General features: G+C 59.6%; 23 protein-coding genes and 1 pseudogene. 15 read left to right on the top strand and 9 right to left on the bottom strand.

Going from position 1 to position 23894, the window contains the following annotated elements; genetic code table 11:
- Positions 1-31: 31 nt before the first annotated feature.
- Entirely contained in the window at positions 32-1597 is a 1566-nt protein-coding gene (locus G7066_RS08150) for a molybdopterin-dependent oxidoreductase (protein WP_166330342.1), read from the bottom strand.
- A gap of 194 nt (positions 1598-1791) precedes the next feature.
- Here G7066_RS08150 and G7066_RS08145 point away from each other — a divergent pair, with 194 nt between their 5' ends.
- The 6 genes from G7066_RS08145 (at position 1792) to G7066_RS08120 (ending at position 5898) form a co-directional block, all read left to right on the top strand.
- Positions 1792-3384: an isocitrate lyase gene (locus G7066_RS08145; protein WP_166330340.1), complete on the top strand. Its 1593-nt coding sequence runs from the start codon at positions 1792-1794 to the stop codon at positions 3382-3384.
- A gap of 115 nt (positions 3385-3499) precedes the next feature.
- A complete protein-coding gene (locus G7066_RS08140) occupies positions 3500-3952 on the top strand; it encodes an OsmC family protein (protein WP_166330338.1) in 453 nt (150 codons plus the stop codon).
- Entirely contained in the window at positions 3949-4308 is a 360-nt protein-coding gene (locus G7066_RS08135) for an amino acid-binding ACT domain-containing protein (protein WP_166330336.1), read from the top strand. Before G7066_RS08140 ends, G7066_RS08135 begins: the two co-directional genes overlap by 4 nt.
- Positions 4305-4982 carry an ArsR/SmtB family transcription factor gene (locus G7066_RS08130; protein ID WP_166330334.1) on the top strand — a complete coding sequence of 226 codons (678 nt, stop codon included), beginning with the start codon at positions 4305-4307 and terminating at the stop codon, positions 4980-4982. Before G7066_RS08135 ends, G7066_RS08130 begins: the two co-directional genes overlap by 4 nt.
- Positions 4983-5006: 24 nt before the next feature.
- The gene (locus tag G7066_RS08125; protein WP_166330332.1) at positions 5007-5456 is read left to right on the top strand and encodes a MepB family protein; all 450 of its coding nucleotides are present in this window, start codon (positions 5007-5009) and stop codon (positions 5454-5456) included.
- A gap of 46 nt (positions 5457-5502) precedes the next feature.
- A complete protein-coding gene (locus tag G7066_RS08120; RefSeq protein WP_166330330.1) occupies positions 5503-5898 on the top strand; it encodes a DUF4260 family protein in 396 nt (131 codons plus the stop codon).
- Between the two features lies 1 nt (position 5899).
- Here G7066_RS08120 and G7066_RS08115 read toward each other — a convergent pair whose 3' ends face one another.
- Genes G7066_RS08115 through G7066_RS08105 form a run of 3 tightly spaced genes read right to left on the bottom strand, consistent with a single transcriptional unit; the run spans position 5900 to position 7017 of the window.
- Entirely contained in the window at positions 5900-6175 is a 276-nt protein-coding gene (locus G7066_RS08115) for a type II toxin-antitoxin system RelE family toxin (RefSeq protein ID WP_166330328.1), read from the bottom strand.
- Positions 6159-6455: a type II toxin-antitoxin system Phd/YefM family antitoxin gene (locus tag G7066_RS08110; RefSeq protein WP_205881402.1), complete on the bottom strand. Its 297-nt coding sequence runs from the start codon at positions 6453-6455 to the stop codon at positions 6159-6161. The genes G7066_RS08115 and G7066_RS08110 overlap by 17 nt, the downstream gene beginning before the upstream one ends.
- A 46-nt stretch (positions 6456-6501) precedes the next feature.
- Positions 6502-7017, bottom strand: a complete 516-nt coding sequence (locus G7066_RS08105; protein ID WP_166330324.1) for a GNAT family N-acetyltransferase — start codon at positions 7015-7017, stop codon at positions 6502-6504.
- A gap of 107 nt (positions 7018-7124) precedes the next feature.
- Between G7066_RS08105 and smc the strand changes: the two genes are divergently transcribed.
- The 9 genes from smc to G7066_RS08055 all read left to right on the top strand — a co-directional run bounded on the left by smc (position 7125) and on the right by G7066_RS08055 (position 19663).
- A complete protein-coding gene (gene smc / locus G7066_RS08100; protein WP_166330322.1) occupies positions 7125-10652 on the top strand; it encodes a chromosome segregation protein SMC in 3528 nt (1175 codons plus the stop codon).
- A gap of 158 nt (positions 10653-10810) precedes the next feature.
- Entirely contained in the window at positions 10811-12076 is a 1266-nt protein-coding gene (locus G7066_RS08095) for an ABC transporter substrate-binding protein (protein WP_166330320.1), read from the top strand.
- Between the two features lie 98 nt (positions 12077-12174).
- Entirely contained in the window at positions 12175-12846 is a 672-nt protein-coding gene (locus G7066_RS08090; protein ID WP_166330318.1) for a response regulator transcription factor, read from the top strand.
- Between the two features lie 2 nt (positions 12847-12848).
- Positions 12849-15242, top strand: a complete 2394-nt coding sequence (locus G7066_RS15995) for a TAXI family TRAP transporter solute-binding subunit (RefSeq protein ID WP_244302823.1) — start codon at positions 12849-12851, stop codon at positions 15240-15242.
- Positions 15243-15452: 210 nt separating this feature from the next.
- Positions 15453-16199: an amino acid ABC transporter ATP-binding protein gene (locus tag G7066_RS08075; RefSeq protein ID WP_166330316.1), complete on the top strand. Its 747-nt coding sequence runs from the start codon at positions 15453-15455 to the stop codon at positions 16197-16199.
- Between the two features lie 53 nt (positions 16200-16252).
- On the top strand, positions 16253-17158 hold the full coding sequence (locus tag G7066_RS08070; RefSeq protein WP_166330314.1) for a glutamate ABC transporter substrate-binding protein: 906 nt from the start codon (positions 16253-16255) through the stop codon (positions 17156-17158).
- A gap of 60 nt (positions 17159-17218) precedes the next feature.
- A complete protein-coding gene (locus G7066_RS08065) occupies positions 17219-17875 on the top strand; it encodes an amino acid ABC transporter permease (protein WP_166330312.1) in 657 nt (218 codons plus the stop codon).
- A 40-nt stretch (positions 17876-17915) separates the two neighbouring features.
- Positions 17916-18794, top strand: a complete 879-nt coding sequence (locus G7066_RS08060) for an amino acid ABC transporter permease (protein WP_341873780.1) — start codon at positions 17916-17918, stop codon at positions 18792-18794.
- A 113-nt stretch (positions 18795-18907) separates the two neighbouring features.
- Positions 18908-19663 carry a TSUP family transporter gene (locus tag G7066_RS08055; protein ID WP_166331981.1) on the top strand — a complete coding sequence of 252 codons (756 nt, stop codon included), beginning with the start codon at positions 18908-18910 and terminating at the stop codon, positions 19661-19663.
- Here the strand turns inward: G7066_RS08055 and G7066_RS08050 are convergent.
- From G7066_RS08050 to G7066_RS08035, 5 genes and pseudogenes are all read right to left on the bottom strand, one after another.
- A complete protein-coding gene (locus G7066_RS08050) occupies positions 19660-20415 on the bottom strand; it encodes an ABC transporter ATP-binding protein (RefSeq protein WP_166330310.1) in 756 nt (251 codons plus the stop codon). The two genes, G7066_RS08055 and G7066_RS08050, sit on opposite strands and share 4 nt — an antisense overlap.
- Positions 20412-21406: pseudogene (locus G7066_RS08045) on the bottom strand (ABC transporter ATP-binding protein). The gene G7066_RS08050 and the pseudogene G7066_RS08045 overlap by 4 nt, the downstream one beginning before the upstream one ends.
- Positions 21399-22394, bottom strand: coding sequence for a branched-chain amino acid ABC transporter permease (locus G7066_RS08040; RefSeq protein WP_166330308.1), 996 nt, complete (start codon positions 22392-22394; stop codon positions 21399-21401). Before G7066_RS08040 ends, G7066_RS08045 begins: the two are co-directional and overlap by 8 nt.
- 8 nt (positions 22395-22402) lie before the next feature.
- Positions 22403-22543: a hypothetical protein gene (locus G7066_RS15990; RefSeq protein ID WP_244302821.1), complete on the bottom strand. Its 141-nt coding sequence runs from the start codon at positions 22541-22543 to the stop codon at positions 22403-22405.
- Positions 22540-23751, bottom strand: coding sequence for a branched-chain amino acid ABC transporter permease (locus G7066_RS08035; protein WP_244302820.1), 1212 nt, complete (start codon positions 23749-23751; stop codon positions 22540-22542). The genes G7066_RS15990 and G7066_RS08035 overlap by 4 nt, the downstream gene beginning before the upstream one ends.
- Positions 23752-23894: the final 143 nt, after the last annotated feature.

The following is a 23894-nucleotide window of genomic DNA, read 5'->3' as shown; positions in this document are numbered from 1 at the left end:
TGTAGCGTATCTTCGGGAGTCAACGCGCCCGCTACACCGTAAACGACACAGTATGCCAACCAGTAGCACCATCGGGTGCTGGAGGAGCCTGCGTCTCCGTCTGAGTCTTACCCGACTTGTCGGTGGCTCGTACGCGGGCGGTGTGTGATCCTGGTTCTGTGTTCCAAGGCAAACTCCACTGCACCCAGGTGTCGTCGGAGAGGGCGGTCGCAAGGGTCGCCTCCTGCCATTCACCCTCGTCAATCTGCACCTCAACCCGCTTGATGCCGGTGTGCTGAGCCCAGGCGACACCCGCGATGGTTGCGGTACCGGACCCTACGCGCTGCGAAGGACGGGGTGTGTCGATCCGCGCCGCGGTCTTTACCGGGCCAAGTGCAGACCAACCGCGGGGTGTCCAGTACCCCTCCGCATCAGCAAACCGGGTCACCTCCATTGTGGTTATCCACTTGGTCGCAGACACGTACCCAAACAGCCCTGGCACGATCATGCGTGCGGGGAAGCCGTGCTCGGTTGGCAGTGGCTCACCGTTCATGCCAACGGCGAGGATCGCGGCGCGCTTCGGATCGGTCAGCGTCTCAAGTGGGGTGCCCGCGGTGAACCCATCGGGCCCCGAAGACAACACCATGTCTGCGTCTGCCGCCGGACCCGCCTTGGCGAGCAGATCTCGAATCGGATAACCCAACCAGGTTGCGTTGCCAATCAGGTCTCCACCAACCTCGTTTGAAACGCAGGCGATGGTGGTTACGTGCTCTTCGAGGGGCAACGCAAGCAACTCGTCGTAGGTGATCGAGAATGGGTGATCAACCAGGCCCGTGATCCTGAGCTCCCAGTCCGCAGGGTCGATGCGGGGCACCTGGAGGGCGATATCTATGCGGTAGAACTCGTCGTTGGGCGTGAACAGGGGAGTGATGCCCGGCACATTGAGTTCGGCTCCCGCGGGAACGGGTGGTGCGGCGAGCGCCGGTTTTGGTAGTTTGATCGCCGAACGGGCGGCAGACACGGCCGCCGAGCCCGCGTTCATGAGTCGTGATCCGATCCCAACCACCACCGCGGCCGCGGACGTGAGCGCAACGAACTTAACGAAGCTACGGCGCGAAGGGGATGTGGCGATCGAAGGTGCGGCATCGCCAGGATCGATCGCTGCGGTTCGGGATCCGGCTGCCTCGATCCAGTCCGCTAACAGTCGCCGCCCACGAAGCATCACGAAGATCCCGAGTGCCATGCCAAGCAACGTTGGGAGTGCCCACATCGCAGTGGCCTCCGCTCGTGTGAGAACCGCCAGTAGGGCGAGCAGCGATACGACAACGGTTACTATGACGCCGGAGTGGCGCCGTTTCATCTCGACAATGCCCGCGACTGTGGCCACGGCGAGCAGCACGATTCCGAGTATGACAAAGAGGGCCGCCTTGTCTCCGGTGCCAAACAGCGAGATCATCGTCTCTTTCACCCAGAGTGGTGCGAGATCGATTGCGAGAGACCCCATCGCAAACACGGGAGACGACTGAGGGCTGACGAAGACAGCGCAGAGTTCGGCGGTGGCGAGCACCGCGGCGGCCGCGGTGACGCCGAGAGCTCCCGCCCAGAGTCTTGCTCGCATGGCCCCACTCTAGTTGTTGAAGTGCAACTTTTGCCCCGAGTTTGAGTGTTGGGGTATTTCTGACTAGTAGAAAAACACAAATATTTCACGCCTGAAATCGCAGGTATGGGGGTTGAATCGGGTGCAGAGTGAGAAGTAGCCACCGATTGGTCACAACGAACGTGGCCGAATCGCTACTACGAAAGAGGGACACCATGACCGCATATCAGGATGACATCGAAGCTGTCGAAGCAGTCAAGGCCGAGTACGGCTCGAGCTGGGCTCGCATCAACCCCGAGCATGTCGCCCGTATGCGCACGCAGAACCGCTTCAAGACCGGGCTCGAGATTGCTCAGTACACCGCCGATATCATGCGCCGTGACATGGAAGAGTACGACAACGATTCCTCGGTCTACACGCAGTCACTCGGGGTTTGGCACGGCTTCATCGGGCAGCAGAAGCTGATCTCGATCAAGAAGCACCTGAAGTCCACTAACAAGCGCTACCTCTACCTCTCGGGTTGGATGGTTGCGGCGCTCCGCTCAGAGTTCGGCCCGCTGCCCGATCAGTCCATGCACGAGAAGACCTCGGTGCCCGCGCTCATCGAGGAGCTCTACACCTTTCTTCGTCAGGCAGACGCGCGCGAACTCGACCTGCTCTTCACACAGCTCGACGAGGCCCGCCGCGCGGGCGACGAGACCGCGGTTGAGTTTGTGCAGTCGCAGATCGACAACTTCGAGACCCACATCGTGCCGATCATCGCCGATATCGATGCTGGCTTCGGCAACCCCGAGGCAACCTACCTGCTCGCGAAGAAGATGATCGAGGCCGGTGCGTGCGCCATCCAGATCGAAAATCAGGTTTCAGACGAGAAGCAGTGCGGACACCAGGACGGCAAGGTAACCGTGCCGCACGAGGACTTCCTCGCGAAGATCGCCGCCGTGCGCTACGCGTTCCTTGAACTCGGCATCGACAACGGCATAATTGTCGCCCGCACGGACTCACTCGGGGCAGGCCTGACCCAGAAGATCGCCGTGAGCCAGACACCCGGAGACCTGGGGGATCAGTACAACTCCTTCCTTGACGTCGAGGAGATCTCTGAGGCTGAACTCGGCAATGGCGACGTCGTGATCAAGCGCGACGGCAAGCTGCTGCGGCCGAAGCGTCTTGCGAGCAACCTGTTCCAGTTCCGCTCAGGCACCGGTGAGGATCGCTGCGTGCTCGACTGCATCACGTCGCTGCAGAACGGCGCCGATCTGCTGTGGATCGAAACCGAGAAGCCGCACGTTGCTCAGATTGCGGGCATGGTGGATCGCATTCGTGAGGTCGTCCCGAACGCAAAGCTTGTGTACAACAACAGCCCGTCGTTCAACTGGACCCTCAACTTCCGCCAGCAGGCCTACGACAAGCTCGCAGAGCAGGGCAAAGACGTTTCGGCCTACGACCGCGACAAGCTGATGAGTGTGGACTACGACACCACCGAGCTGGCACAGATCGCCGACGAAATGATCCGCACCTTTCAAGCTGATGGATCGGCACGCGCCGGGATCTTCCACCACCTCATCACACTGCCGACGTACCACACGGCCGCGCTGTCAACCGACAACCTTGCCAAGGGCTACTTCGGTGATGAGGGCATGCTCGCCTACGTTCGCGACGTGCAGCGCCGCGAGATTCGCGAGGGGATCGCGACCGTCAAGCACCAGAACATGGCAGGCAGCGACATCGGAGACAACCACAAGGAATACTTCGCTGGTGACGCCGCGCTCAAGGCCGGTGGCAAAGACAACACGATGAACCAGTTCTAACGAGTTTTGCTGGTGTGAAGCGGGGATTGGCTGCGGCTGATCCCCGCTTTCGTATGCGGGCAGAGGTATCCATATTTCGACCCCCATCGAAACAACAAACTCGTAGGCTGGGGCCATGAAACAACACAACTACGAAACTCAGCTGCGCTGGAGCGGCAGCACGGGCAGCGGTTACCGTGGCTACGACCGCAACCACGAACTGGTGGTTGCTGGGAACACACTCAGGGCCAGCGCGGATCCGGCGTTCCTCGGCGACCCTGCCCTTCCAAACCCCGAACAACTGCTGCTCGCCGCAGCCAGCTCGTGCCAGATGCTGTCATTCCTGGCACTTGCCGCACTCGCCAAACTAGACGTCGTGCACTACGAAGACAACGCTCGGGCTGTGATGCCCGAAACCGGAGTGTCAACGCAGATCACCGAGATTGACTTGAACATTAAGGTCACTGTGAAGAGCGCAGACGAGCAAGAGGTTCTGAGGCTTATGGAGAGTGCCCACGAGCAGTGTTTTATCGCCAACACACTCAAGGCCACCGTGAACATACACACGACTGTGGCGGTGATCGTATGAAAGACATCGCGGTCCCCGCGCCGAATGGCGCGCATTCGCTGGCGAGACTCGCCCGAGTGCTCGGTGAAGCGGGCGTTGGGTTGGAGGGCGGCGGAATGTGGTCTGGTGTCGCCCACTACCTGGTTGAAGATGGGGACGCGGCTCTGAGCGCGCTCACCGCAGCCGGGATCGGGGGCGCTCTTCAGCGGGACGTGGTGATCGCCGAACTCGATGCAGACGTGCCTGGTGCTCTGGGGTGGATGATGACAAAACTCGCCGACGCGGGTGTGCAACTCGAGGGCCAGTACAGTGATCACGACAATCGAAAGATTCTGCTGGTTGCAGACGTGCCTGCCGCAGAGGCGGCACTCGCGTGACAGAGCGACCGAGTTTGAGCGAGGTTGGCGCGGCTCTCGCCGAACCGACAAGGCTTCGCATATTGCAGGAGCTTCTCGAAGGCACACCTCTTCCGGCGGGTGCTCTCGCCGCACGGCTCGGTCTCTCGCCATCAACCGTGAGCTCACACGTGGCACGACTGCTCGACGCCAGACTGGTGTCGGTGTTGTCGCGCGGAAGAACCCGCCTCGTGACGATCGCAACACCCGAGGTGGCAGAGGTGGTCGAAGGACTGCTCAGGCTCTCTGCACAACCCGCGGTCACCTCTCTCACCAAACACACGCAGAGGGCTGCGCTGCGCGAGGCACGCACCTGTTACGACCACCTCGCGGGGCGTTTGGGCATTGCGATCGCGGATCTTGCGCGCGAACGAGAGTGGGTGATCGAGCGCGACGGATCCTTACAGTTGATTGCATTGGATCATCTTGAAGCAGGGCTGGGGATCGCACTCCACCTTGCTGCAGGCAAGCGACCCGAAGTAAGGGGATGCATGGACTGGACGGAGCGCAGGCCACACCTCGCCGGAAAACTGGGGGCGGGGCTGCTCACTGCAATGCTGCAAGTGGGTTGGCTGCAACGTCGAAGCGGGGACCGGTCTTTGAAAGTCACGACCCTCGGCAAAGAACACTTCGCAACACTCGGAATCGACTGCTGAGCTATCAAGCTCTAAGCTGATCCGATGCCGTTCACCGCTTTTGCTCGCTATCTGAAGCTCGCTACCGAACACATCTCGAGTTACGAGGGGCCGTGGCCTGAGGAACAGCGGGGTGAATACGAATCTGGTCTTGTGGCAATGAACGGCGAGCAGTGGCGCATTCGCACGGCCCGGGTAACACCCACAAAGCCGGGTGCGTTTGTGGCGGTGTGGAAGCGAGATGAAAATGGAGAGACCCGCCCGTTTGCTCGAGAGGAAGCAGAAGCGGGGCTGCTGCTGTTTGTCGAAGACGGCGACCAGTTCGGTGTTTTCCGCTTCAGCGCCGCCCATCTTGAGGAACTCGGAATCACGAGCTCCGCGACGAAGCCCGGCAAACGTGGTTTTCGGGTGTATCCGAGCTGGTGTACCGGGCTGAACCCTCAGGCTTCTCGCACCCAAGCAGCACAGTCCCGTGCCTTTGCGGTGCTCGCGTAGCTTCTGCAGGTCTGAATTGATAGCGCTCAGCCAATAGGCTGAGTGCATGAATATTTTGCGGGTCACCTGGGGCATGAGCGCCTTCGTTTGGGCGGGCGTTCTTCTGCTCAGCTGTATTTCGTGGGGCTGGCCCGCGGCGATCGTCGCCGTTGTGTTTCTGCTCGCGCCCGATCTCTCACTGATCGGCGCGTTCGCCGAAAAGGGGCGCATGAAGCCCAACTACGTGCGGCTCTACAATTCCCTGCACAACATGACCATGCCGGTCGTTTTGCTTGGGCTCGGGATCCTGCTGTTTTTTCTCACCGGTGGCTTCAGTGACGGTCTGTGGCAGCTCGCACTTGCGGGGCTCGCTTGGTTTGTGCACGTCGCCGCCGATCGTGCCCTCGGGTTTGGCCTGCGCGCGCCCGACGGCAGCATGATTCCGGTGGGCTACACCCTGTAATTTACTTCCGCTGATAGGCGATTTTGCGGTGCGCGATTGACACCACTTCAATGACTAGACGGTGATCAATAATTCGATAGATCACGCGGTACTCGCCGCGCCTGGCCGAGTACAAGGGTGCCAGTGGTTCGCGAAGCGGCTTACCGAGTCTGCGGGGGTTCTCTCGAAGCGCTCCCATGGTGAATTCGAAAGCGGCAGTGGCCACTTTCTCGGGCAACTCGATTTCAAGGGCCCGGCGAGCGGTCCGAGAAAAAACTACTTCATGGGTTTGATTCATGCAGAAAGTCGCACTCGAGCAGCGAGAGCCTCACGAACTTCCTCGGGGAGGAAACGTTGTCCGTGTTGAAGTCAGTGATCCCTTCATAAATGAGTTCGATCTCACGAGGATTGCTCAAGATGTCGATTGTTTCTAAGAGGGCGTCGTAGTCATCGGCACCAAGCAATACGGCTACCCGACGCCCGTTGCGCGTTACTTCGAAACGCTCATGGGTGGTCGAGGCGGACTTAACTATGCGCGAGAGGCTGGCGCGCGCATCGGCTAGCGACAGTACGGTCATGTACATAATTCTAGCGCAAATGATTACGTGTGGGTATGGCAGATTTTCACGCAAACCGATCGAGGGCAAACGCGAGGTGAGGCATGTCTACACCTCGGTAGTGCTTCACAAACCGACCACGAACAGTCATGCCCAGTCGAATTGCGACGTTCATTGAGGCAATGTTGGTGTCGCGGATCTGAGCGTAGAGTCGGTCGATTGTTAGCGATTCAAAGGCGTAGTCGCGACAAGCGGATGCTGCTTCAATGGCAAATCCCTGATGCCAGAATGATCGATTGAATAGGTAGCCCACCTCGATCACGTCCTCATTCATGATGTGCTGTCTGGTGAGTCCACACTGGCCGATCATTTCGCCGGTCTCCCGAAGAACGACGGCCCAGAGCCCAAACCCATCCTCCTGATAGCGCGTGAGCATGCGCTCGAGCCAAACGTCGACCATTGTGTCGTCGAACGCCCCCTCGTACGCGGCCATGGTTTCTTCGTCTTGCAGAATCGCACTGAGCTGGGGGCGATCATGCTGGGTCATTTCGCGCAGGATCAGGCGTGGAGTTTCAACGGGCATTCACCCATTCTGTCAATCCTCCGCGCTTAGGCGTGACATTGCCCGCAATCCGGTAATCTTGCGAGGGGCATTCATCCTGCAGACCGTGAAGAAAAGAAGGAGGCGGCGTGCACCTCAAGAGCCTCACGCTCAAGGGCTTCAAGTCTTTCGCACAGCCGACAACTTTTCAGTTTGAACCGGGTGTTACCGCGATTGTCGGACCCAACGGCTCTGGCAAATCTAATGTTGTCGACGCACTCGCCTGGGTGATGGGGGAGCAGGGGGCCAAAACTCTGCGCGGCGGCAAGATGGAAGACGTTATTTTTGCGGGCACGTCAACCCGTGGTCCGCTGGGTCGCGCCGAGGTGAAGCTCACGATCGACAACAGTGACGGCGCCCTGCCAATTGAGTACGCCGAGGTGACGATCAGCCGCACACTCTTCCGTAACGGTTCGAGTGAGTACGCCATCAACGGTGAGAACAGCCGTCTGCTCGACGTCCAAGAACTGCTCAGTGACTCCGGCCTTGGCCGCGAGATGCACGTGATCGTTGGCCAGGGGCAGCTCGACAGAGTGCTGCGTGCGACCCCGGAGGATCGACGGGGCTTCATTGAAGAGGCAGCCGGCATTCTCAAACACCGTCGTCGTAAAGAGCGCACACTTCGCAAGCTCGAAGCGATGGAGACCAACCTCACGCGCCTCAACGACCTTGCGGGCGAGATCAGGCGCCAGCTCAAGCCGCTTGGTCGCCAGGCCGAGGTTGCCCGCGCCGCGCAAGGTATTGCTGCCGAGGTGCGTGATGCGAAGGCCCGCCTGCTCGCAGACGACGTGGCGCGGTTAAGGGCCGAACTCGATGAGCTCGCACGCGACGAATCAGAACGGCACTCAGAGCGCATCGTGCTGCAGGAGCAGGTTGAGCAGAAGCAGCTGCGCATCCAACGACTCGAACAGGATCAGCAGAGTGACGAGCTCGATGCCGCGCGTCGCGTGACCATCGGCCTTGAATCCGCGCAGGCGAAACTTCGCGGTCTCTACTCCCAGACGCAGCAGCGACTCACCTTCCTTGCAACTCAGGCAGAGGCACCCGAACACACAAACCGCACGAGTCACGCCACGGTCGACGAGGCCAAAGTCGAGGCGAAACGACTCGAGGCGCTTATTCCCGAGGTCGAGACGCGCTGGCAACAGGCGGGTGATGTGACCCGCAGGGCGCAGCAGTCGCTCGACGCGATCGACGAACATATCGCGGCGCAAAGCGCCCTTGTCTCAAAGCATGACCTGCGGCTTTCGCAGTTGCGTGGTCGCAGGGAGACCGCGGTGCAGAAGCGCGACACGGTCGCTCAAGAGATCTCTCGTCGTGAGCAAGCGGTCGCTCAAGCAACTCAGCGCGCTGAAGAAGCCGACGAAGAACTGGCAGATTTTACTGAGCAGGCAGAGGTTGAGACTTTGCCCGAAGCCGGGCTCGACGACAACTACCGTGCCGCGCAAGAAACCCAGGCGGCTGCTGAGCAACAGCGCGACGAAGCTCGAGAGCAACTGCATGAGCTTGAGCAGGAGCGCGCCGGACTTGAGGCTCGCGTTAGCGCCCTCACTCGTTCGCTCGATCAGCGGGATGCGTCGGCGGCGCTTCTTGCCAACACCCCCAGTGGCATTAGTGGGCGGGTTTCCGACCGAGTGCGGGTGGTAGAGGGCTATGAAGCTGCGGTTGGTGCAGCGTTAGGCGCGTTCGCGGATGCCCTGCTCGCCGACACGGCGCAGGACGCTGAGGCTGCGGTGGAGGCAGCACGAGAGCAGGACCTCGGCAGACTGCGAGCTGTCGTGGCCGCGGCCGGATCCACAATTGACACACCCAAGATTACCCATGCGGTCCGGGCCGGCGACGTCATCGAGGATGCCCCCGATGGGGTGCGCGGGCTTCTTGCGAGCGCATATATTGCCAAAGACCTCGCGGCGGCGCTCGATGCTGCTGGGGAGCTGCGTGAGACGAGCATCGACTTTACTGTGGTTACGAGCAGTGGCGATGTGCTCACCCCGCACACGTTGAGTGGGGGATCAACCCTTGCTCCCTCACGCATCGAACTCAATGCTGAACTAGAGCAAGCGCGGGATCGCCGCGATGTTGTCGCGGAGAAGATCATTGAGACGGAAGCAACACTCGCCGAGTTGCGCGTCGCTGCCGCTCAGGCGAAGGAAGCTGGGCAACGCGCCTACGCTGACCTGCGGGCGGCCGATGCGCAACTCGCAGAGATTGCTAAAGAGCGCCATCGGTTGACGGCCCGTGCCGAGGCTGCGCGTGCCGAAGCGGATCGTGTGCGTCAGGCTCTGCAATCGGTAGCTGAGTCGGCGGGCGAGGCAACTCGCGAGGCTGAAGCGGCGGCGCAGGCATACGCTGAGGCCGAAGCTTCGCCGCGACCGATACTCGACGCTGGTTCCCGCGAGGGGGTCTTTGAAGAACTTGAAAAGGCTCGTGCCACCGAGGTCGAACTGCGTCTCTCCCTCGAAACCGCCCGTGAGCGGGCCCGCGCTGCGCAGGCCCGCTGCGAGACACTCGCTGAGCAATACGAGGCGGACCAACAAGCAGCTGAGGAAGCCGCGCGTAGGGCGGTGCTTCGTGCGCGGCAGGTTGCGCAGGCGGAGCGCGTTGCCGATTTGCTACCCGCGATCCTTGATGCTTGCGACCGTTCGCTCACAGAAGCCCGGCTGCAGCAACAGCGCGCCGAACAAGAGCGTGCCAGGCACAGCCAGGAGCTGACACTGCTGCGCTCCGAAGAGTCTGAGCTACGGCAGAAATTAGGATCACTCACCGAGCGTGTGCACGGTGCGGAGTTGAAGAGCTACGAGCGCAAGTTGCAGTTGTCTGCACTGCTGGAGCGATCCGGCAATGAGCTCGGCCTCGTCGAAGACGTACTCATCGCGGAGTTTGGTCCTGATCAACCGATCCCGGTGCCTCGCACCGAAGAGGCAGATTCTAGTGACGCAGAGCCCGAGGCCACACCTTTTGTGCGCGCCGAGCAAGAACGTCGCCTTGCGCGCGCAGAGAAGCGACTTACCGAGCTCGGACGCATTAACCCGCTTGCTCTCGAGGAGTTCTCAGCGCTTGAGCAGCGACACCTCTTTCTCTCTGATCAGCTGAAAGATCTCAGCAAAACCCGCACCGACCTCATGTCGATCATCGAAGAGCTCGACGAGAAGATGCAGGGTATTTTTGGGGCAGCGTTCGAAGACACGAGGGTCGCTTTCGCTGAGGTCTTTCCGATCCTGTTTCCGGGAGGATCCGGCGAGATCATGCTGAGTAACCCTGATGACCTGCTCAACACCGGTATCGAGATGGTCGTGAAACCCGCGGGCAAAAAGGTTGAGCGTATGTCGTTGCTCTCGGGCGGTGAGCGCTCGCTCGCGGCCGTCGCTTGGCTGATGGCGATCTTCCAAGCGAGGCCCAGCCCGTTTTACATTGTCGACGAGGTCGAGGCGGCGCTTGACGACGCAAACCTGGGTCGCCTGCTGCAGGTTTTTGAGCGCCTGCGCGAGAATTCGCAGCTCATCATGATTACCCATCAGAAGCGCACGATGGAGATCGCCGATGCGCTCTACGGGGTCTCCATGCGGCAGGATGGCATCTCAGCTGTTGTGGGTCAGCGAATAGGGCGCGAGGAGTAGTCTGCCTCCTTCTTGTATGGCTTCGTAACTCGTTGTGCTGCTGAAAGCTAACGAATTCATCTCAGCGCTCTGTGGAATGTGGTGATACCTACCGAGAACGTTAGGCTCTTCTTCAAGTCCCAAAAGTTGGGCGTTTCGATGACGAAAGGCAGTTGCCAATGAAGGCCACCTCCAAAAAAGCAGTTGGCGCACTTGCGCTCCTCGCGAGCGCAGCGCTTGTGCTGTCGGGCTGCAGTAGCACCTCCGATTCCGGTGATTCAAAAGACACAAAGTCCGAGGGCAGCAGCGAGGCACTTCGCATCGGCACGCTGCTTCCACAGACGGGCTCACTTGAGCACCTGATCTACGGACCTCAGGCGGCTGTGAAGCTGGCGTTGTCAGAGATCAACGATGCCGGGGGCGTGCTGGGCAAAGACGTTGAGGTCGTTGTCGAGGCAAACGAGCATGACCCCACCGACCCCACCATCATGGCAAAGAGTGTTGACGAGATCATCAAGGCCAAACCAGCCTTTGTGCTGGGTGCCATGGGAACCGGCAACACCAATGCGGCCATGCCGAAGCTGACTGAGGCTGGGATTCTGATGGGATCACCCTCGAACACCGGCATCGCCCTCGCGGGAATCAACAAGCTCTACTTCCGCACCATCGCTTCAGACATCATTCAGGGTCGTGCCCTCGGCAACCTCATTCTTAAAGACGGCAACGCCAAGGTCGCCGTGCTCACTCAGAACAATGACTACGGCAAGGGCCTGCGCGACAACCTGCAGACCACGCTCGAAGATGGCGGGGCAGAAGTTACCTACGGTGCCAAGGGTAAAGGCGAAGAGTTCCCCGAGGCACAGACCGCGTTTGCGTCTGAGGTCACCGCTGCTCTCGCTACAAAGCCCGACGCTGTCGCCATGGTGAGCTACGTCGAGGCAAAGCAGGCGATCCCCGAGCTCGCAGCGCAGGGTTTCGATCTGTCGAAGCTCTACCTCGTTGATGGCAACGCGGTGCCGTACCCCGAGTTTGATGCAGGTCTGCTTGAGGGTGCACAGGCAACGACCCCAGGTCGTATCGCCGACAAGGAGTTTAAGGCGGCACTTGAGAAGGCCTCGCCCGACGTGAGCAAGAGCCTGAACTTTGCTCCTGAAGCCTATGACGCTGTTGTGCTGGTGGCCCTCGCTGCTGAGCAGGGTGGCGCCACCGACACCGAGACCATCGTTGCGAACCTGCACTCGGTTTCGGGAAGTGAGGGTGGCGACGAGTGCGACACCTTCAAGGCTTGCGCCGCGTTGATTAAGGACGGCAAGAAGATCCACTACAAGGGTCAGGCCGGTGGTGGACCCCTGAACAAGGACAACGAGCCTTCGACCGCGCTCATTGGCCTGTACAAGTACGACAACAAGAACAACCCGGTCGCGGTTGGTGAGATCGAGGGTTAATCCACTCGATACTGGCGAGCCGCGGGATTCAAGATAGGTCCTGCGGCTCGCTATTGTGTTTACTGAATGAATTCGAAGCGTCAAGGAGGTGAGTGGTAATGCAGATTTTGATTGTTGAGGATGACGCTCGGATGGCCGATGCCCTGAGTGCGTACCTTCGCCGTGAGGGCTATACCACTCGCCAGGTTGGTGATGGTGTATCCGCTGTCGCAGCGGTTGGTCCAGATACTGAGGCCGTGATCCTCGACCTCGGCCTTCCAGATATGGATGGGCTCGACGTGTGTCGGCGCATTCGCGGCATCAGCGGGGTGCCGATCCTCATCGCCACTGCCCGCAGCAACGTCGAAGCTCGTATCAAGGGCCTGCAAGCCGGAGCCGACGATTTTGTGGTGAAGCCATACGATGTGCGCGAACTGATCGCCCGCATCGAAGCGGTGACGAGGCGAACGCGCACCGCTCCAATCACGCTGGTCGAACAAACCGCTGTCGAGATTGACGGTGTTTCTATTGATCTCACGGCCCGTTTGATTCACGCCGACGGACTGCCGGTTGAGCTCACTCCGAAGGAGTTTGACATTCTTGCCGTGCTCTCGCGTTACCCGGGGGTCACGACCCCGCGCGATCGCATTATTCGTGAGGTGTGGGAGACCGACTGGTCGGGTTTTAGCCGCTCACTCGAGGTGCACGTCGCCTCTATTCGGCGTAAGCTCAACCGCCCCGATCTCATTGTGACTGTGCGTGGTGTCGGATACCGACTGATGGGTGCCTAGCGGTGCGTCGACGCCTCGTTGTGGTCTTCCTTCTGCCCGCGATACTCATTCTGCTCGTACTCTGCGGCGCATACGGCTGGAGCGCTGCGAGGAGCGTACAACAGCACACGACCGCGCAGTTGCTCGGCGATCTCAGCTATTTTGTGCCGGGTGCAAGGCAGGCACTTCGGGCAGAGGACCCGAACCTCATTGAGAGCGAACTGCGCAGATTTGGCTCACTCTACGACACGCAGATCGTTATTTATGATCGCTCGGGTACGCCCTGGGTGAGCACCGGTGAAGTCGACGGTCACGATGAAGACGCAGAACAGGTTCGGCTTGCGCTTTCGGGGCGGCGGGGTGATCCTGTGGAAGCAGTGTTGCCCTGGAACATCAGTGAAACCGTGATCGTTGAGCCAGTGTTCGATGACAACAGTGTCATCGGTGCCGTGAGGATCTCCTCCGGGGTCGAAGCCTCTCAACGGGCTATTTTTACGCAGTGGGCCGCACTCTTGCTCGGGGGAGCGCTTTGTGTCGCGCTGCTTATCTGGGCCGTGTATCGACTCGCGAGTTGGGTGCTCAAGCCCCTGCGTCGGGTGGACACAGCTATGGCGGCCATCGAGAGTGGCGAGATGGGAGCGAGGATTGTGGGCGATACCGGCCCTCCCGAGGTGCAACGCATGGTTCGTATGTTTAATCAGATGGCCGAAGAGATCGAGCGAGTCATGACCCGGCAGCAGGAGTTTGTGCTGAATGCGTCCCATGAACTACGCAACCCCCTCGGTGCGCTGCTGCTGCGAGTGGAGTACCTCGCGACCGGCCTTGAAGAAGGCTGGGACGAAGACGTTGAACGCACTCGCGAAGAGGGTAAGCGCATGTCGCGCATCTTGGACACACTGCTGAACGTCGCCCGGGTGGGCAAGACGGACTCCACTTTTGCCGCGGTAGACCTGCAAGAGATGGTGGTCGAGCGCGCGGCGGCATGGCAGGATCGTGGGGAGGAACAAGGTGTCGTGGTGCGCGCCACCGAAGGGCCAGTGAGGCTGAGCGTTACTGACCGCACCGGAGTAGAGAGCGCACTTGACGCGATTATCGACAACGCCCTCAAGTTTGCGCCCGCGGGCACTGCTGTTGAAATATTCGTCACTGAACATGACGGCGAACAGCTCGTCACGGTTCGTGATCGAGGGCGCGGCCTCAGCGCAGAACAGCTCGAGCATGCGACAGACCGTTTTTGGCGCAGCTCACTCGACCAAAACTTGGTGGGCTCGGGTCTCGGACTCGCGATTGCATCCGACCTGATGGATTCGCTCGGGGGAGAATCGTGCTCGAATCGCCCGAGGGTGGCGGGCTCAAGGTGTCGCTCTGCTTGCCCATGGAAAACCCTCACCGAGGTGCGGCAGTTGATACTTCGGGGGTGTCGGGTGCGTAGTCCTCAGCGATTTCAAGGCCTGCGGGCTAGACTGCGCGCGCGAGCTGTGGCAAGCCTCTGGATAGTGCTCCTTGCAGGTTTCGCGCTTGGTGGCTGCGGCAGCGTTGCCCAGAGCGCTGGCCCCCAGGTGATTGCGGGAGGGGCCTCCACGGGAATCTATTACGCCTACAGCTCTGGTCTCGCCGAGCAGATGCGCGCCGCAGGCTTCGACATTGTGGCTGAAGAGACCGGGGGATCCGTCGACAACCTGTTGCGAGTCGGACGCGGAGAAGCGATGCTCGGTTTTGCTCAGGCAGATACTGCAGCTGATGCCGTTGCGGGTGTCGGTGCGTTTAAGAACCCCCTGCCCATCAACGCGGTGGCGCGCGTGTATGACGAGTACGTTCAGCTGGTTGTTCCTGCCACGTCGAAGGCGACCCAAGTCTCTGACCTAGTTGGGCTTCGTGTCTCAGTGGGAGAAACTAACTCCGGTGTAATGGTGATCGCTGACCGGGTACTCTCGGCCGCCGGGGTTGCAGAGGATAGTTACGAGCGCCGGGAGTTCGGCTTGCACGGCTCCGTTGCCGCGCTTGAGCAGGGACAAATAGATGCGTTCTTCTGGGTCGGTGGTGTGCCCACTCCCGGAATCGAAGTACTCTCACAAACAACTCCACTTCGCATGATTCCGATCGGACCCGAAACCGTCGAGCGCATGGACCTTGGGCGATCCAGCGTCTACCGGGTTTCTGACCTGCCTCTTGGTGCTTACAACACCTCAGGCAGCGTGGAAACAATGATGGTGCCGAACTACCTAGTGACCTCATCGAAGGTGCCGAAAGAGCTGGTGTACGAGGCTACGAAAGTGCTCTTTGAATCGAGTGCTCGGGTTTCGAACACGGTCCCGGCCGTTGCGTTGCTCGACCGAAGACAAGCCATTTTTACTTCCCCTGTTCCGCTGCATCCGGGTGCCCAGAAATACTACGTGCGAAGCAGGGACGGTTCTTGAACCGGCAATAGCGCCGAACCTCAAGATTTACTCAAGGTCAATCTCAAGATATCCTCAACGCCCGTGCGTTCCAATGGGTCACCTCGATACCGTGAAGCAGAAGGGTTCGACGGTGAGCAAACTTGCCTGAGTAGCCCAGTGAGTTAAATGGTGTGCCGAGGCAGCGCAGTTCGCGCTCGTTCGAGGTCGTGATCCAAAGGTGGAACAGGGATGAGTGCGAGCGATCCACTGGTTGTCGTTGAAAACGTGCAGAAGCACTACGGCGAGTTTCAGGCACTGACCGATATCAATCTTTCGGTCGAACGGGGCGAGGTGGTTGTTGTCATTGGTCCTTCGGGATCAGGCAAATCAACGCTGTGTCGCTCCATCAACAGGCTAGAGACCATTACGAGCGGCTCGATCCGCATCGACGGCACTGAACTGCCGTCCGAGGGTAAGAAACTGGCGCATTTGCGAGCTGAGGTTGGAATGGTGTTCCAGTCCTTCAACCTCTTTGCACACCTCACGATTCTTGAGAATGTGACGCTCGGACCGATCAAGGTGCTGGGTTACTCGAAGGCCGATGCAAAGAGGGAAGCCCTGCAGATCCTCGCGCGTGTTGGCATTGAGAAGCAAGCGGACAAGCTTCCCGCCCAGTTGTCCGGTGGGCAACAGCAGCGTGTTGCGATTGCTCGCGCCCTCGCCATGCAGCCTAAGGTAATGCTGTTTGACGAGCCGACGAGCGCACTCGACCCCGAGATGATCAACGAGGTGCTTGACGTAATGGTTGGCCTGGCAAAAGAAGGTATGACCATGGTTGTCGTGACACACGAGATGGGCTTCGCTCGTAAGGCTGCAGATCGAGTCGTGTTTATGGCCGATGGGAAGATTCTCGAGACGGGCGCTCCGGAGGACTTCTTCACCAACCCACAGACGGACCGTGCTCGCGACTTCCTCTCCAAACTCATCACCCACTAGCTAGCCCGCGGGTGCCCGTTTGGGCACCCGAACCCAACCGAAGGGAATCGCTTATGCGCTTCAAGAAAGTTTTTGCAACCATTGGCCTCGTGAGCGCCGCCGCTCTTGCCCTGACCGGCTGCACAAGCGGCAGCCCGTCAGATTCCGCTGACGGCGGTTCATCCGCCGACAGCAAGAACCCGTGGACGGTAGCCGAGAGCGTAACCCTTGAGGGCAGCCCGACTTTTGACGCGATGAAGAAGCGCGACAAAGTGATCATTGGTGTCAAGGAAGACCAGCCCAACCTTGGGTACTTTGACAACGTCACGCAGGAGCGAAGCGGCTTCGATGTTGACATTGCTCGCTGGGTTGCTGCCTCGCTCGGATTCGACGAGGACAAGATCGAGTACAAGGCGATTGCCTCCGCAAACCGTGAGCAGGCGATTGTGAATGGTGACATCGACTACTACGTCGGCACGTACTCCATTAACGACAAGCGCAAGAAAGACGTCGACTTTGCTGGCCCGTACTTCGTCACCGGACAGGGCCTCCTCGTGAAGAAGGGTAGCCCTGACTACCAGTCGCTTGAGGAGCTCAAAGGTAAGACGGTGTGTTCTGCGACCGGCTCGACGCCCATTCAGAACATCAAGGAGAACTTCCCCGAGATCAAGACTCAGGAGTTCGACCTTTACTCTGCCTGTGTTGAGAACCTCAAGAATGGCCAGGTTGATGCGGTGACGACCGACCAGGCAATTCTGATCGGATACGCGGCGCAGGATCCTGACAACCTGATGGTGACGACCGGACCACTCCTTACAAAGGAAGAGTACGGCATCGGCCTGCCGAAGGGCGACGATGCACTTCGCGCTCACATCAACGAACTCCTGACTGACGGCGGCGACATCTGGACCAAGATTTTCGACAAGAACCTTGGCGGCTCCGGCATCACGGTTGACCAGCCGAAGGTCAACGCTTACTAATTCCCTAGAGTTCGGGGTGGCATGGCCGCCCCGAACTCCCACAGCACAGAAGGCAGACGAATGGACGTCATCTTCGGAAACCTGGATCTCTGGGGAACCGCGATTCAGAACACCCTGATCGTCTTTGTGGGCGGCGGTGTATTTGCGCTCATTTTGGGGATGATTATTGGCGCAATGCGGGTTTCGCCCGTGCCGATCGCCCGAGGTGTCGGCACGGTGTACGTGAACATCATTCGCAACACCCCGCTCACTCTCGTCTTCTTCTTTTTTGTGCTTGGTTACCCCGCACTCGGGCTGCCTCGGCTGAGCCCAATGGTGCTCGGAATCATCGCCATTGGCATCTACACTGCTACCTACGTGGCGGAGGTGCTGCGTGCCGGCATCAACACCGTGCCAGTGGGGCAGGCCGAGGCCGCCCGAGCGATTGGTCTACCATTCGGTCAGGTCATGACCCTGATCGTGCTTCCGCAGGCCTTCCGCTCAGTGGTGCCACCCATGATGAGCGTATTTATTGCACTGCTCAAAAACACGACGATCGCTGCCGGTTTCTCCGTATCGGAGCTTGCCGCGTTGCGCGCAACCGTCAACGACTCGGGTGGCCGTCCCGGCAACCCGATGGAAGTGCTTCTGCTGGTTGCCGTGGTCTTTGTTGTGCTGGTGCTGCTGCTCAGCGCTGTGCAGCACAGTCTTGAAAAGAAGTGGAGGATCGTGCGATGAGCACCTCAGTTCTGTATGACGTGCCCGGCCCCGGGCAATCGTGCGAAACCGCCTCATTGCGGTCGCCACGGTCATTGTGGTTGCCGCGGTTATCGGTTTTATTGTGTATCGCTTCGCCCTCTCAGGCCAATTTTCTGCCGCGAAGTGGGGCATCTTCACCTACTCCGCGGTGTGGAACCAGATCCTCGTGGCGCTCGGCAAGACGCTTGCTGCGTTTGGTCTTGCGGCCATTCTGAGTCTGGTAGTTGGGTTTGCGCTGGCGATCGGACGACTTTCGGAGCACCGCTGGGTTCGTGCGCCGATTACCACGGTGACTGAACTCTTCCGTGCGGTGCCGGTTCTCGTCATGATGATGCTTCTTTACTACGGCTTGCCCTCGGTGGGGGTAAAGATGGACCCGTACTGGGCTGTCGTTATTGCGCTCGTTTTGTACAACGGCTCGGTGCTCGCGGAAACCCTTCGGGCAGGTATCGAGTCTCTGCCGCGTGGCCAAAAGGAGGCCGGCTACGCGATTGGCTTGCGCAAGAGTGGTGTCATGAGGCTGATTCTTCTTCCACAGGCGGTGCGAGTCATGTTGCCCGTGATCGTGGCGCAGCTTGTGGTCACCATGAAAGACACCGCGCTTGGGTTCATCATTACCTACCCCGAACTGTTGTACTTAGCAAAGCAGCTGAGCAGCAACGCCCAGTTCCAGCAACCTCTGCTGCAGTCGGCGTTTGTTATTGGCGGCATCTACGTTGTAATGTGCCTGATTCTGTCGGGCATCGCTCGCATGCTTGAACTGAGGCTCCGCCGGAGTAACCGGGCGCTCGGCACGCGCGGCTCTCACGCGGACCCCGCGCCGGTCGAACCTGGAGATCCTCGCCTGCACGCAGAAGGAACGATTACCGAGGTTATCTCGGTGCAAGACCGGGAGTAGCGGGGTAACCTAGGCCTGATTCCCTAGCCTCGCTGCTCCCACCGAAAGTCACTCCGTTTGAGTTCGTATTTCGCTTCGTTTCAGTTTGCCCCGAAGGTCTTGACTGGCAGGGCATCGCCCTCATAGTGCTCGCGGCCTTCGCTGCCGGTTGGATCGATGCCGTCGTGGGTGGAGGCGGTATGTTGCAACTGCCCGCGCTGCTGCTGGTGCCCGGGATTACACCGCTGCAGGCGCTCGCGACGAACAAGCTTGCCTCTGTGTTTGGAACAGCAACGAGCAGCTTGAGCTATTACCGGAGTGTGCGTCCTAGCCTGAGAACGGTACTTCCAATGGCTGGAATCGCCTTGGTCGCGGCCACTAGCGGCGCATCACTTGCGGCTTTTTTGCCGCCTGTGGTGTTCAAACCGATCATCTTGATCGCGCTGGTTGGTGTTGCGCTTGTGACGATCTGTAAACCCTCACTGGGAGCCGTCACCAAACTGAAGTACCACGGCGTAAAACACGTGGCGATCGCCGGTGTGGCGGGTGCAGCCATCGGCTTCTATGACGGACTCATAGGCCCGGGTACCGGTACCTTCTTGATTATCACGCTAGTCGGGGTACTTGGCTACGACTTTCTGATGGCGAGTGCGCAGGCAAAGATCGTGAACTTCGCAACGAACCTTGGTGCCCTCCTGCTGTTTATCCCACTCGGTGCCGTTCTGTGGCCACTCGGGCTCGTGATGGGGGCCGCAAACATTGCGGGTAGCTATCTCGGATCCCGAATGGCGATCAAGAAGGGCGCAGGGTTTGTGCGAGTGCTGTTCCTCATTATCGTTGCGGCCCTCATCGTGAAGCTTGGTTTTGAGTTCTTTGCGGAGCCTAACTAATCCTTCGCTTTTGCCTCTACGTCTTGTGCGAGGGTGCCAAGGTAGAGCTCAATGACCCTGGGGTCGTTCGCGAGTTCACGTCCCGGACCCTCGTACGCGTTGGTGCCTTGGTCAAGCACGTAGGCGCGATCACATATTTGCAGGCAGCGGCGAGCGTTCTGCTCGACCATGATGATCGTGACACCCGTCTTGTTGATCTGGCGCGTACGAATAAAGGTCTCGTCCTGTCGCACGGGGGAGAGGCCGGCGCTTGGCTCGTCGAGCAGCAGCACACTCGGCTTCATCATGAGGGCGCGCGCCATGGCTACCGATTGACGTTCACCGCCCGAGAGTGATCCGGCGAGCTGCCTACGGCGATCCGCGAGCATGGGAAACAGATCCCACATCTCGGCCGCGCGTTCTGCAAATTCCTTAGGCTTCAGAAAGAGTCCCATCTGCAGATTCTCTTCGATGGTCAGTGAGGGGAACACGTTGTTGGTCTGCGGCACGAAGCCCACACCAGCGCGCACGAACTCGTTTGTCTTGAGGCCGGTGACGTCGCGATCCTCAAGCAACACTCGACCACTGCGAATGTTGACGAGGCCAAAAAGCGCCTTCAAGAGTGTCGACTTGCCGGCGCCGTTGGGGCCGATAATGCCAACGAGTTCACCACGGCGCGCTTCGAGCGAGCAATCGTTGAGAATATTGATGCCCGGCAGATACCCCGCGTCGAGGTGATCCGCGCGCATCACAATGTCGGTCGTCTCGGTCATCGCGCTTCCTCCGCATCGTCCTGCGCCTCTTCTTCAGCGATCTCCGTCTCGATCGCCCGCATAAGCCCGGTTGTGAGCATGTCGTCGTCACCCAGATCCCGATCGTGGTGAGCCCCAGATAGGCGTCAACAACAGCCTCGCTGCCCATCACGTCCTCGGGTAGTCCCTCCGCGATTAGCTGGCCCTGGGCCATCACCACAACCCAGTCGGAGATATGTCGCACCATGTGCATGTCGTGCTCCACAAAAAGCACGGTGGTTCCCTCATCGCGCAGCATTTGAATGTGGTCGAGCAGACTCTGCGTGAGCGCGGGGTTCACACCGGCCATGGGCTCATCAAGCATGATCATCGATGGATTCGCCATGAGTGCGCGTGCCATCTCGAGCAGCTTCTTCTGGCCGCCCGAGAGGCTGCCCGCCATGTCATCACGCTTTGCGTCGAGTTTAAAGCGGCGCAGCAGGTCTTCAGCGCGCTCGATATTTTCGCGCTCGCGTTTGATCCAGAGCGGTTTAATGAGTCCGACAAACAGGTTCTCACCCGGCTGATCCCGAGCTCCGACGAGCATGTTCTCAAGCACCGTCATGCGACTCAGCGCCTTGGTGAGCTGGAAGGTTCGGATCATGCCAGCGCGCGCAACCTTCGTTGCGTTGGTGCGACCGAGGCTTACTCCTTCAAAAGACCACTGCGCGAGAGGAGCACCTTTTGTTTTCGACGGCTTATCAAACCCCGTTAGCAGGTTGAAGAACGTCGTTTTGCCCGCGCCATTTGGGCCGATAAGCGCGGTGATGGCGCCGCGCTGCACCTCGAGGTGCTTCACGTCAACGGCCGTCATGCCACCGAACTTGCGTTCGATGTTATCGACGGTGAGGATCGGATCGGGTTTTGATACGCCCGGTGTCTGATCGAGCGTGCGCAGCGTATCACGCAGTGCCTCGCGGTCATAAGGGTAGCCGGGAATGGTCTGCTGTGCTGATTCCGAAATGCTAGACATTGAACGACAGCTCCTTTTTGTTCCCGAGTATGCCTTGCGGTCTAAATATGACGAGCAGCATCAGCATGAGACCAATGAGGATCCACGAGACGATCTCGGTCTGCTGTGCGCTCAAAATGGTCGAGGGCACGTACTCTGTTGCAAGACTGGATATGACGAGACGCACGACAAAAAAGAGGATCGAGCCGAGCAGCGGTCCGAAAATGGTGGCCGCGCCGCCGAGCAGCATGATCATCCAGAGGTTAAACGTTGTCGCGCGTCCCATGCCGTCCGGGTTGATCGCCGCGGGCATGGCCATGATGATGCCGCCAAAACCGCCCATCACACCACCGATCATGAGCGCCTGCATCTTGTACGAGAAGGTGCTCTTGCCGAGGCTGCGCACGGCGTCCTCGTCTTCGCGGATGCCCTTGAGTACACGACCCCAGGGGCTGCGCATGAGCAGCCAGGTCACTAGCAAAAAGAGGGCAACGAGCGACCAAGCCACAATGCGAGACCACCAGTCGTCGACCCCGGTGTTGTTGTAGTCGAGGATCCCAAGCCCAAACAGGTCTGTGCGTCCTTCAGGCAGGGGAGAAAGGGCGTTGAACTCGACGCGGAATTTCGGGCTTTGAATGCCGCTCGGGCCGCCCGTGATAGTCGAAAGGTTCGCGAGTCGTGCGACCATACGCACGATCTCGGCAGCACCGATGGTGACGATCGCCAGGTAATCGCCGCGCAGTTTCAGGGTTGGGATCCCGAGCAGCAAAGCAAACAGCATTGACGCGATGATTGAGATGAGAATCGCGGGGAAGAACCCAATCCCGGCCATGACTGAGATCACGAAGCCGTAGCCACCAATCAGCATGAAGCCGGCCTGGCCCATGTTCATGAGGCCGGTGAACCCGAAGTGGATATTGAGGCCGATGGCGGCGAGCACAAACGCGGCCGTGACGGGGGAGAGGGCGGTCTGCAGAATCGCCTGCAGGAGTTCAAGTGGATAGCTCATGATTGTCCTTAACCGATCCGCTCTTTACGACCGAAGATGCCCTGCGGTCGAACCAGCAAGACGATGATGAGGATGAAGAGAGCCGCGGCGTGTTTCAGGTCGCCCGGCAGCCAGATGTTCGCCATCTCAACGATGAGGCCGATGATCATGGCCCCACAACCGCGCCGAATGCCGTGCCGATCCCGCCGAGCACCACCGCAGCGAAGAGGAGCAGCAAGAATTGCCAGCCGGTGTTCCACGAAATGCCGTTGAGCACGAGGCCGAGCAGCACGCCGGCGAGGCCCGCGAGAGCGGAGCTGGCGATCCACACCACTCGCACCACGCGGTTCACGTCGATGCCTGAGGCCTCGGCGAGTGCCGGATTGTCAGACACAGCGCGAGTTGCGCGGCCGAAACGCGAGTATTTTAGGGCGAGGCCAACACCGATAATCGCAACAAGTGCGATGCCCATTGCAATGTAGGACTGCACGGTGAGGGTGACTCCAAAGAGCTGTACGGTCTTTGGGGTGCTCGGGTCGATGCGCAACACATTGGCGCCAAAGAAGAACTGGAAGAGGTTCTGCAGCACGATCGAGAGGCCAATCGAAACGATCATGAGTTGCATGAGGCTCAGCCGTTTTCGCCGTAGCGGCTTCCAGAGCACTGCGTCTTGCAGCCAACCGAATCCGGCCATGATTAGAACAGCAATGCCGCCTGCCAGCCAAATGTTGCCGGTGATCGACATAAACAGGAAGGCGAGGATGCCACCCATCGAGATCATCTCGGCGTGAGCAAAGTTGCTGAGGCCCGTCGTGCCATAAACGAGGGAGAGTCCTACTGCCGCAAGTGAGAGCAGGAGACCCATGCGAATACCGGAGGCAGCCTGCTGCCACAGCCGGGACCACGAGAACTCGCCTGAAGCGGAGGTGGCTGCGGAGGTGGTTTCAGTCTGATTCGGATTCGCTGGAGTTTGGGTGGTTGTTGCGTTTTCGTCGCGCTTGTCAGCACCGCCATCATCGCTTGGTGCGGCTGCTGAGGCATCATCGGTTAGCGGAAAAAGCGCGCTGCCCGTGTTGAAGAGTTCGATGGAGATCGTTCGGGATCCCTGTCCCTTCAAAAACTGACCCTCCGGAAGGGTTTTCGGGTCCACCGTCACAACGTATTCGCCAGCCTCGTCGATCGAAAAGATCCAGCTGCCGGTCGCATCGGTTGTTGTCTGCTGTGTCCCTGGTGCCTCGGTGCCCTTAAGTTCAAGCTTGACGCCAACCGCTGGTTCGCCCGCGCTCGTTTTGATGACACCTTGCAGGCAGGCGGTCGTTGGGCCGGGGTGCAGCTTGTCGCCTGTGCAGGCGAGCAAGCAAGCGAGGAAAGCCCCCATACCGCGAGTAACCCGGCGAGAAGTAAGAGCACAAGGCGCCTCAGGGGTGCCTGACTCTCTAACACGGTGCGAATCACTAGACCTCCATCGGTCATTTCGAACTATTCGAAATCTCTTCGTCAACAAATGCTCGTGCCTCCAGA

This window comes from Leucobacter coleopterorum, from assembly GCF_011382985.1.
Classification (GTDB): domain Bacteria; phylum Actinomycetota; class Actinomycetes; order Actinomycetales; family Microbacteriaceae; genus Leucobacter; species Leucobacter coleopterorum.
The sequence above is the reverse complement of the archived record's forward strand: the minus strand, read 5'-3'. Positions and strand labels throughout refer to the sequence as shown.

Bases quoted from the DNA above. Each gene is read 5' to 3' on its own strand.
- G7066_RS08150 (WP_166330342.1), bottom strand. From the start codon at position 1,597: ATGCGAGCAAGACTCTGGGCGGGAGCTCTCGGCGTCACCGCGGCCGCC.
- G7066_RS08145 (WP_166330340.1), top strand. From the start codon at position 1,792: ATGACCGCATATCAGGATGACATCGAAGCTGTCGAAGCAGTCAAGGCC.
- G7066_RS08140 (WP_166330338.1), top strand. From the start codon at position 3,500: ATGAAACAACACAACTACGAAACTCAGCTGCGCTGGAGCGGCAGCACG.
- G7066_RS08135 (WP_166330336.1), top strand. From the start codon at position 3,949: ATGAAAGACATCGCGGTCCCCGCGCCGAATGGCGCGCATTCGCTGGCG.
- G7066_RS08125 (WP_166330332.1), top strand. From the start codon at position 5,007: ATGCCGTTCACCGCTTTTGCTCGCTATCTGAAGCTCGCTACCGAACAC.
- G7066_RS08120 (WP_166330330.1), top strand. From the start codon at position 5,503: ATGAATATTTTGCGGGTCACCTGGGGCATGAGCGCCTTCGTTTGGGCG.
- G7066_RS08115 (WP_166330328.1), bottom strand. From the start codon at position 6,175: ATGAATCAAACCCATGAAGTAGTTTTTTCTCGGACCGCTCGCCGGGCC.
- G7066_RS08110 (WP_205881402.1), bottom strand. From the start codon at position 6,455: ATGACCGTACTGTCGCTAGCCGATGCGCGCGCCAGCCTCTCGCGCATA.
- G7066_RS08105 (WP_166330324.1), bottom strand. From the start codon at position 7,017: ATGCCCGTTGAAACTCCACGCCTGATCCTGCGCGAAATGACCCAGCAT.
- G7066_RS08095 (WP_166330320.1), top strand. From the start codon at position 10,811: ATGAAGGCCACCTCCAAAAAAGCAGTTGGCGCACTTGCGCTCCTCGCG.
- G7066_RS08090 (WP_166330318.1), top strand. From the start codon at position 12,175: ATGCAGATTTTGATTGTTGAGGATGACGCTCGGATGGCCGATGCCCTG.
- G7066_RS08075 (WP_166330316.1), top strand. From the start codon at position 15,453: ATGAGTGCGAGCGATCCACTGGTTGTCGTTGAAAACGTGCAGAAGCAC.
- G7066_RS08070 (WP_166330314.1), top strand. From the start codon at position 16,253: ATGCGCTTCAAGAAAGTTTTTGCAACCATTGGCCTCGTGAGCGCCGCC.
- G7066_RS08065 (WP_166330312.1), top strand. From the start codon at position 17,219: ATGGACGTCATCTTCGGAAACCTGGATCTCTGGGGAACCGCGATTCAG.
- G7066_RS08050 (WP_166330310.1), bottom strand. From the start codon at position 20,415: ATGACCGAGACGACCGACATTGTGATGCGCGCGGATCACCTCGACGCG.
- G7066_RS08040 (WP_166330308.1), bottom strand. From the start codon at position 22,394: ATGAGCTATCCACTTGAACTCCTGCAGGCGATTCTGCAGACCGCCCTC.
- G7066_RS15990 (WP_244302821.1), bottom strand. From the start codon at position 22,543: ATGATCATCGGCCTCATCGTTGAGATGGCGAACATCTGGCTGCCGGGC.
- G7066_RS08035 (WP_244302820.1), bottom strand. From the start codon at position 23,751: ATGGGGGCTTTCCTCGCTTGCTTGCTCGCCTGCACAGGCGACAAGCTG.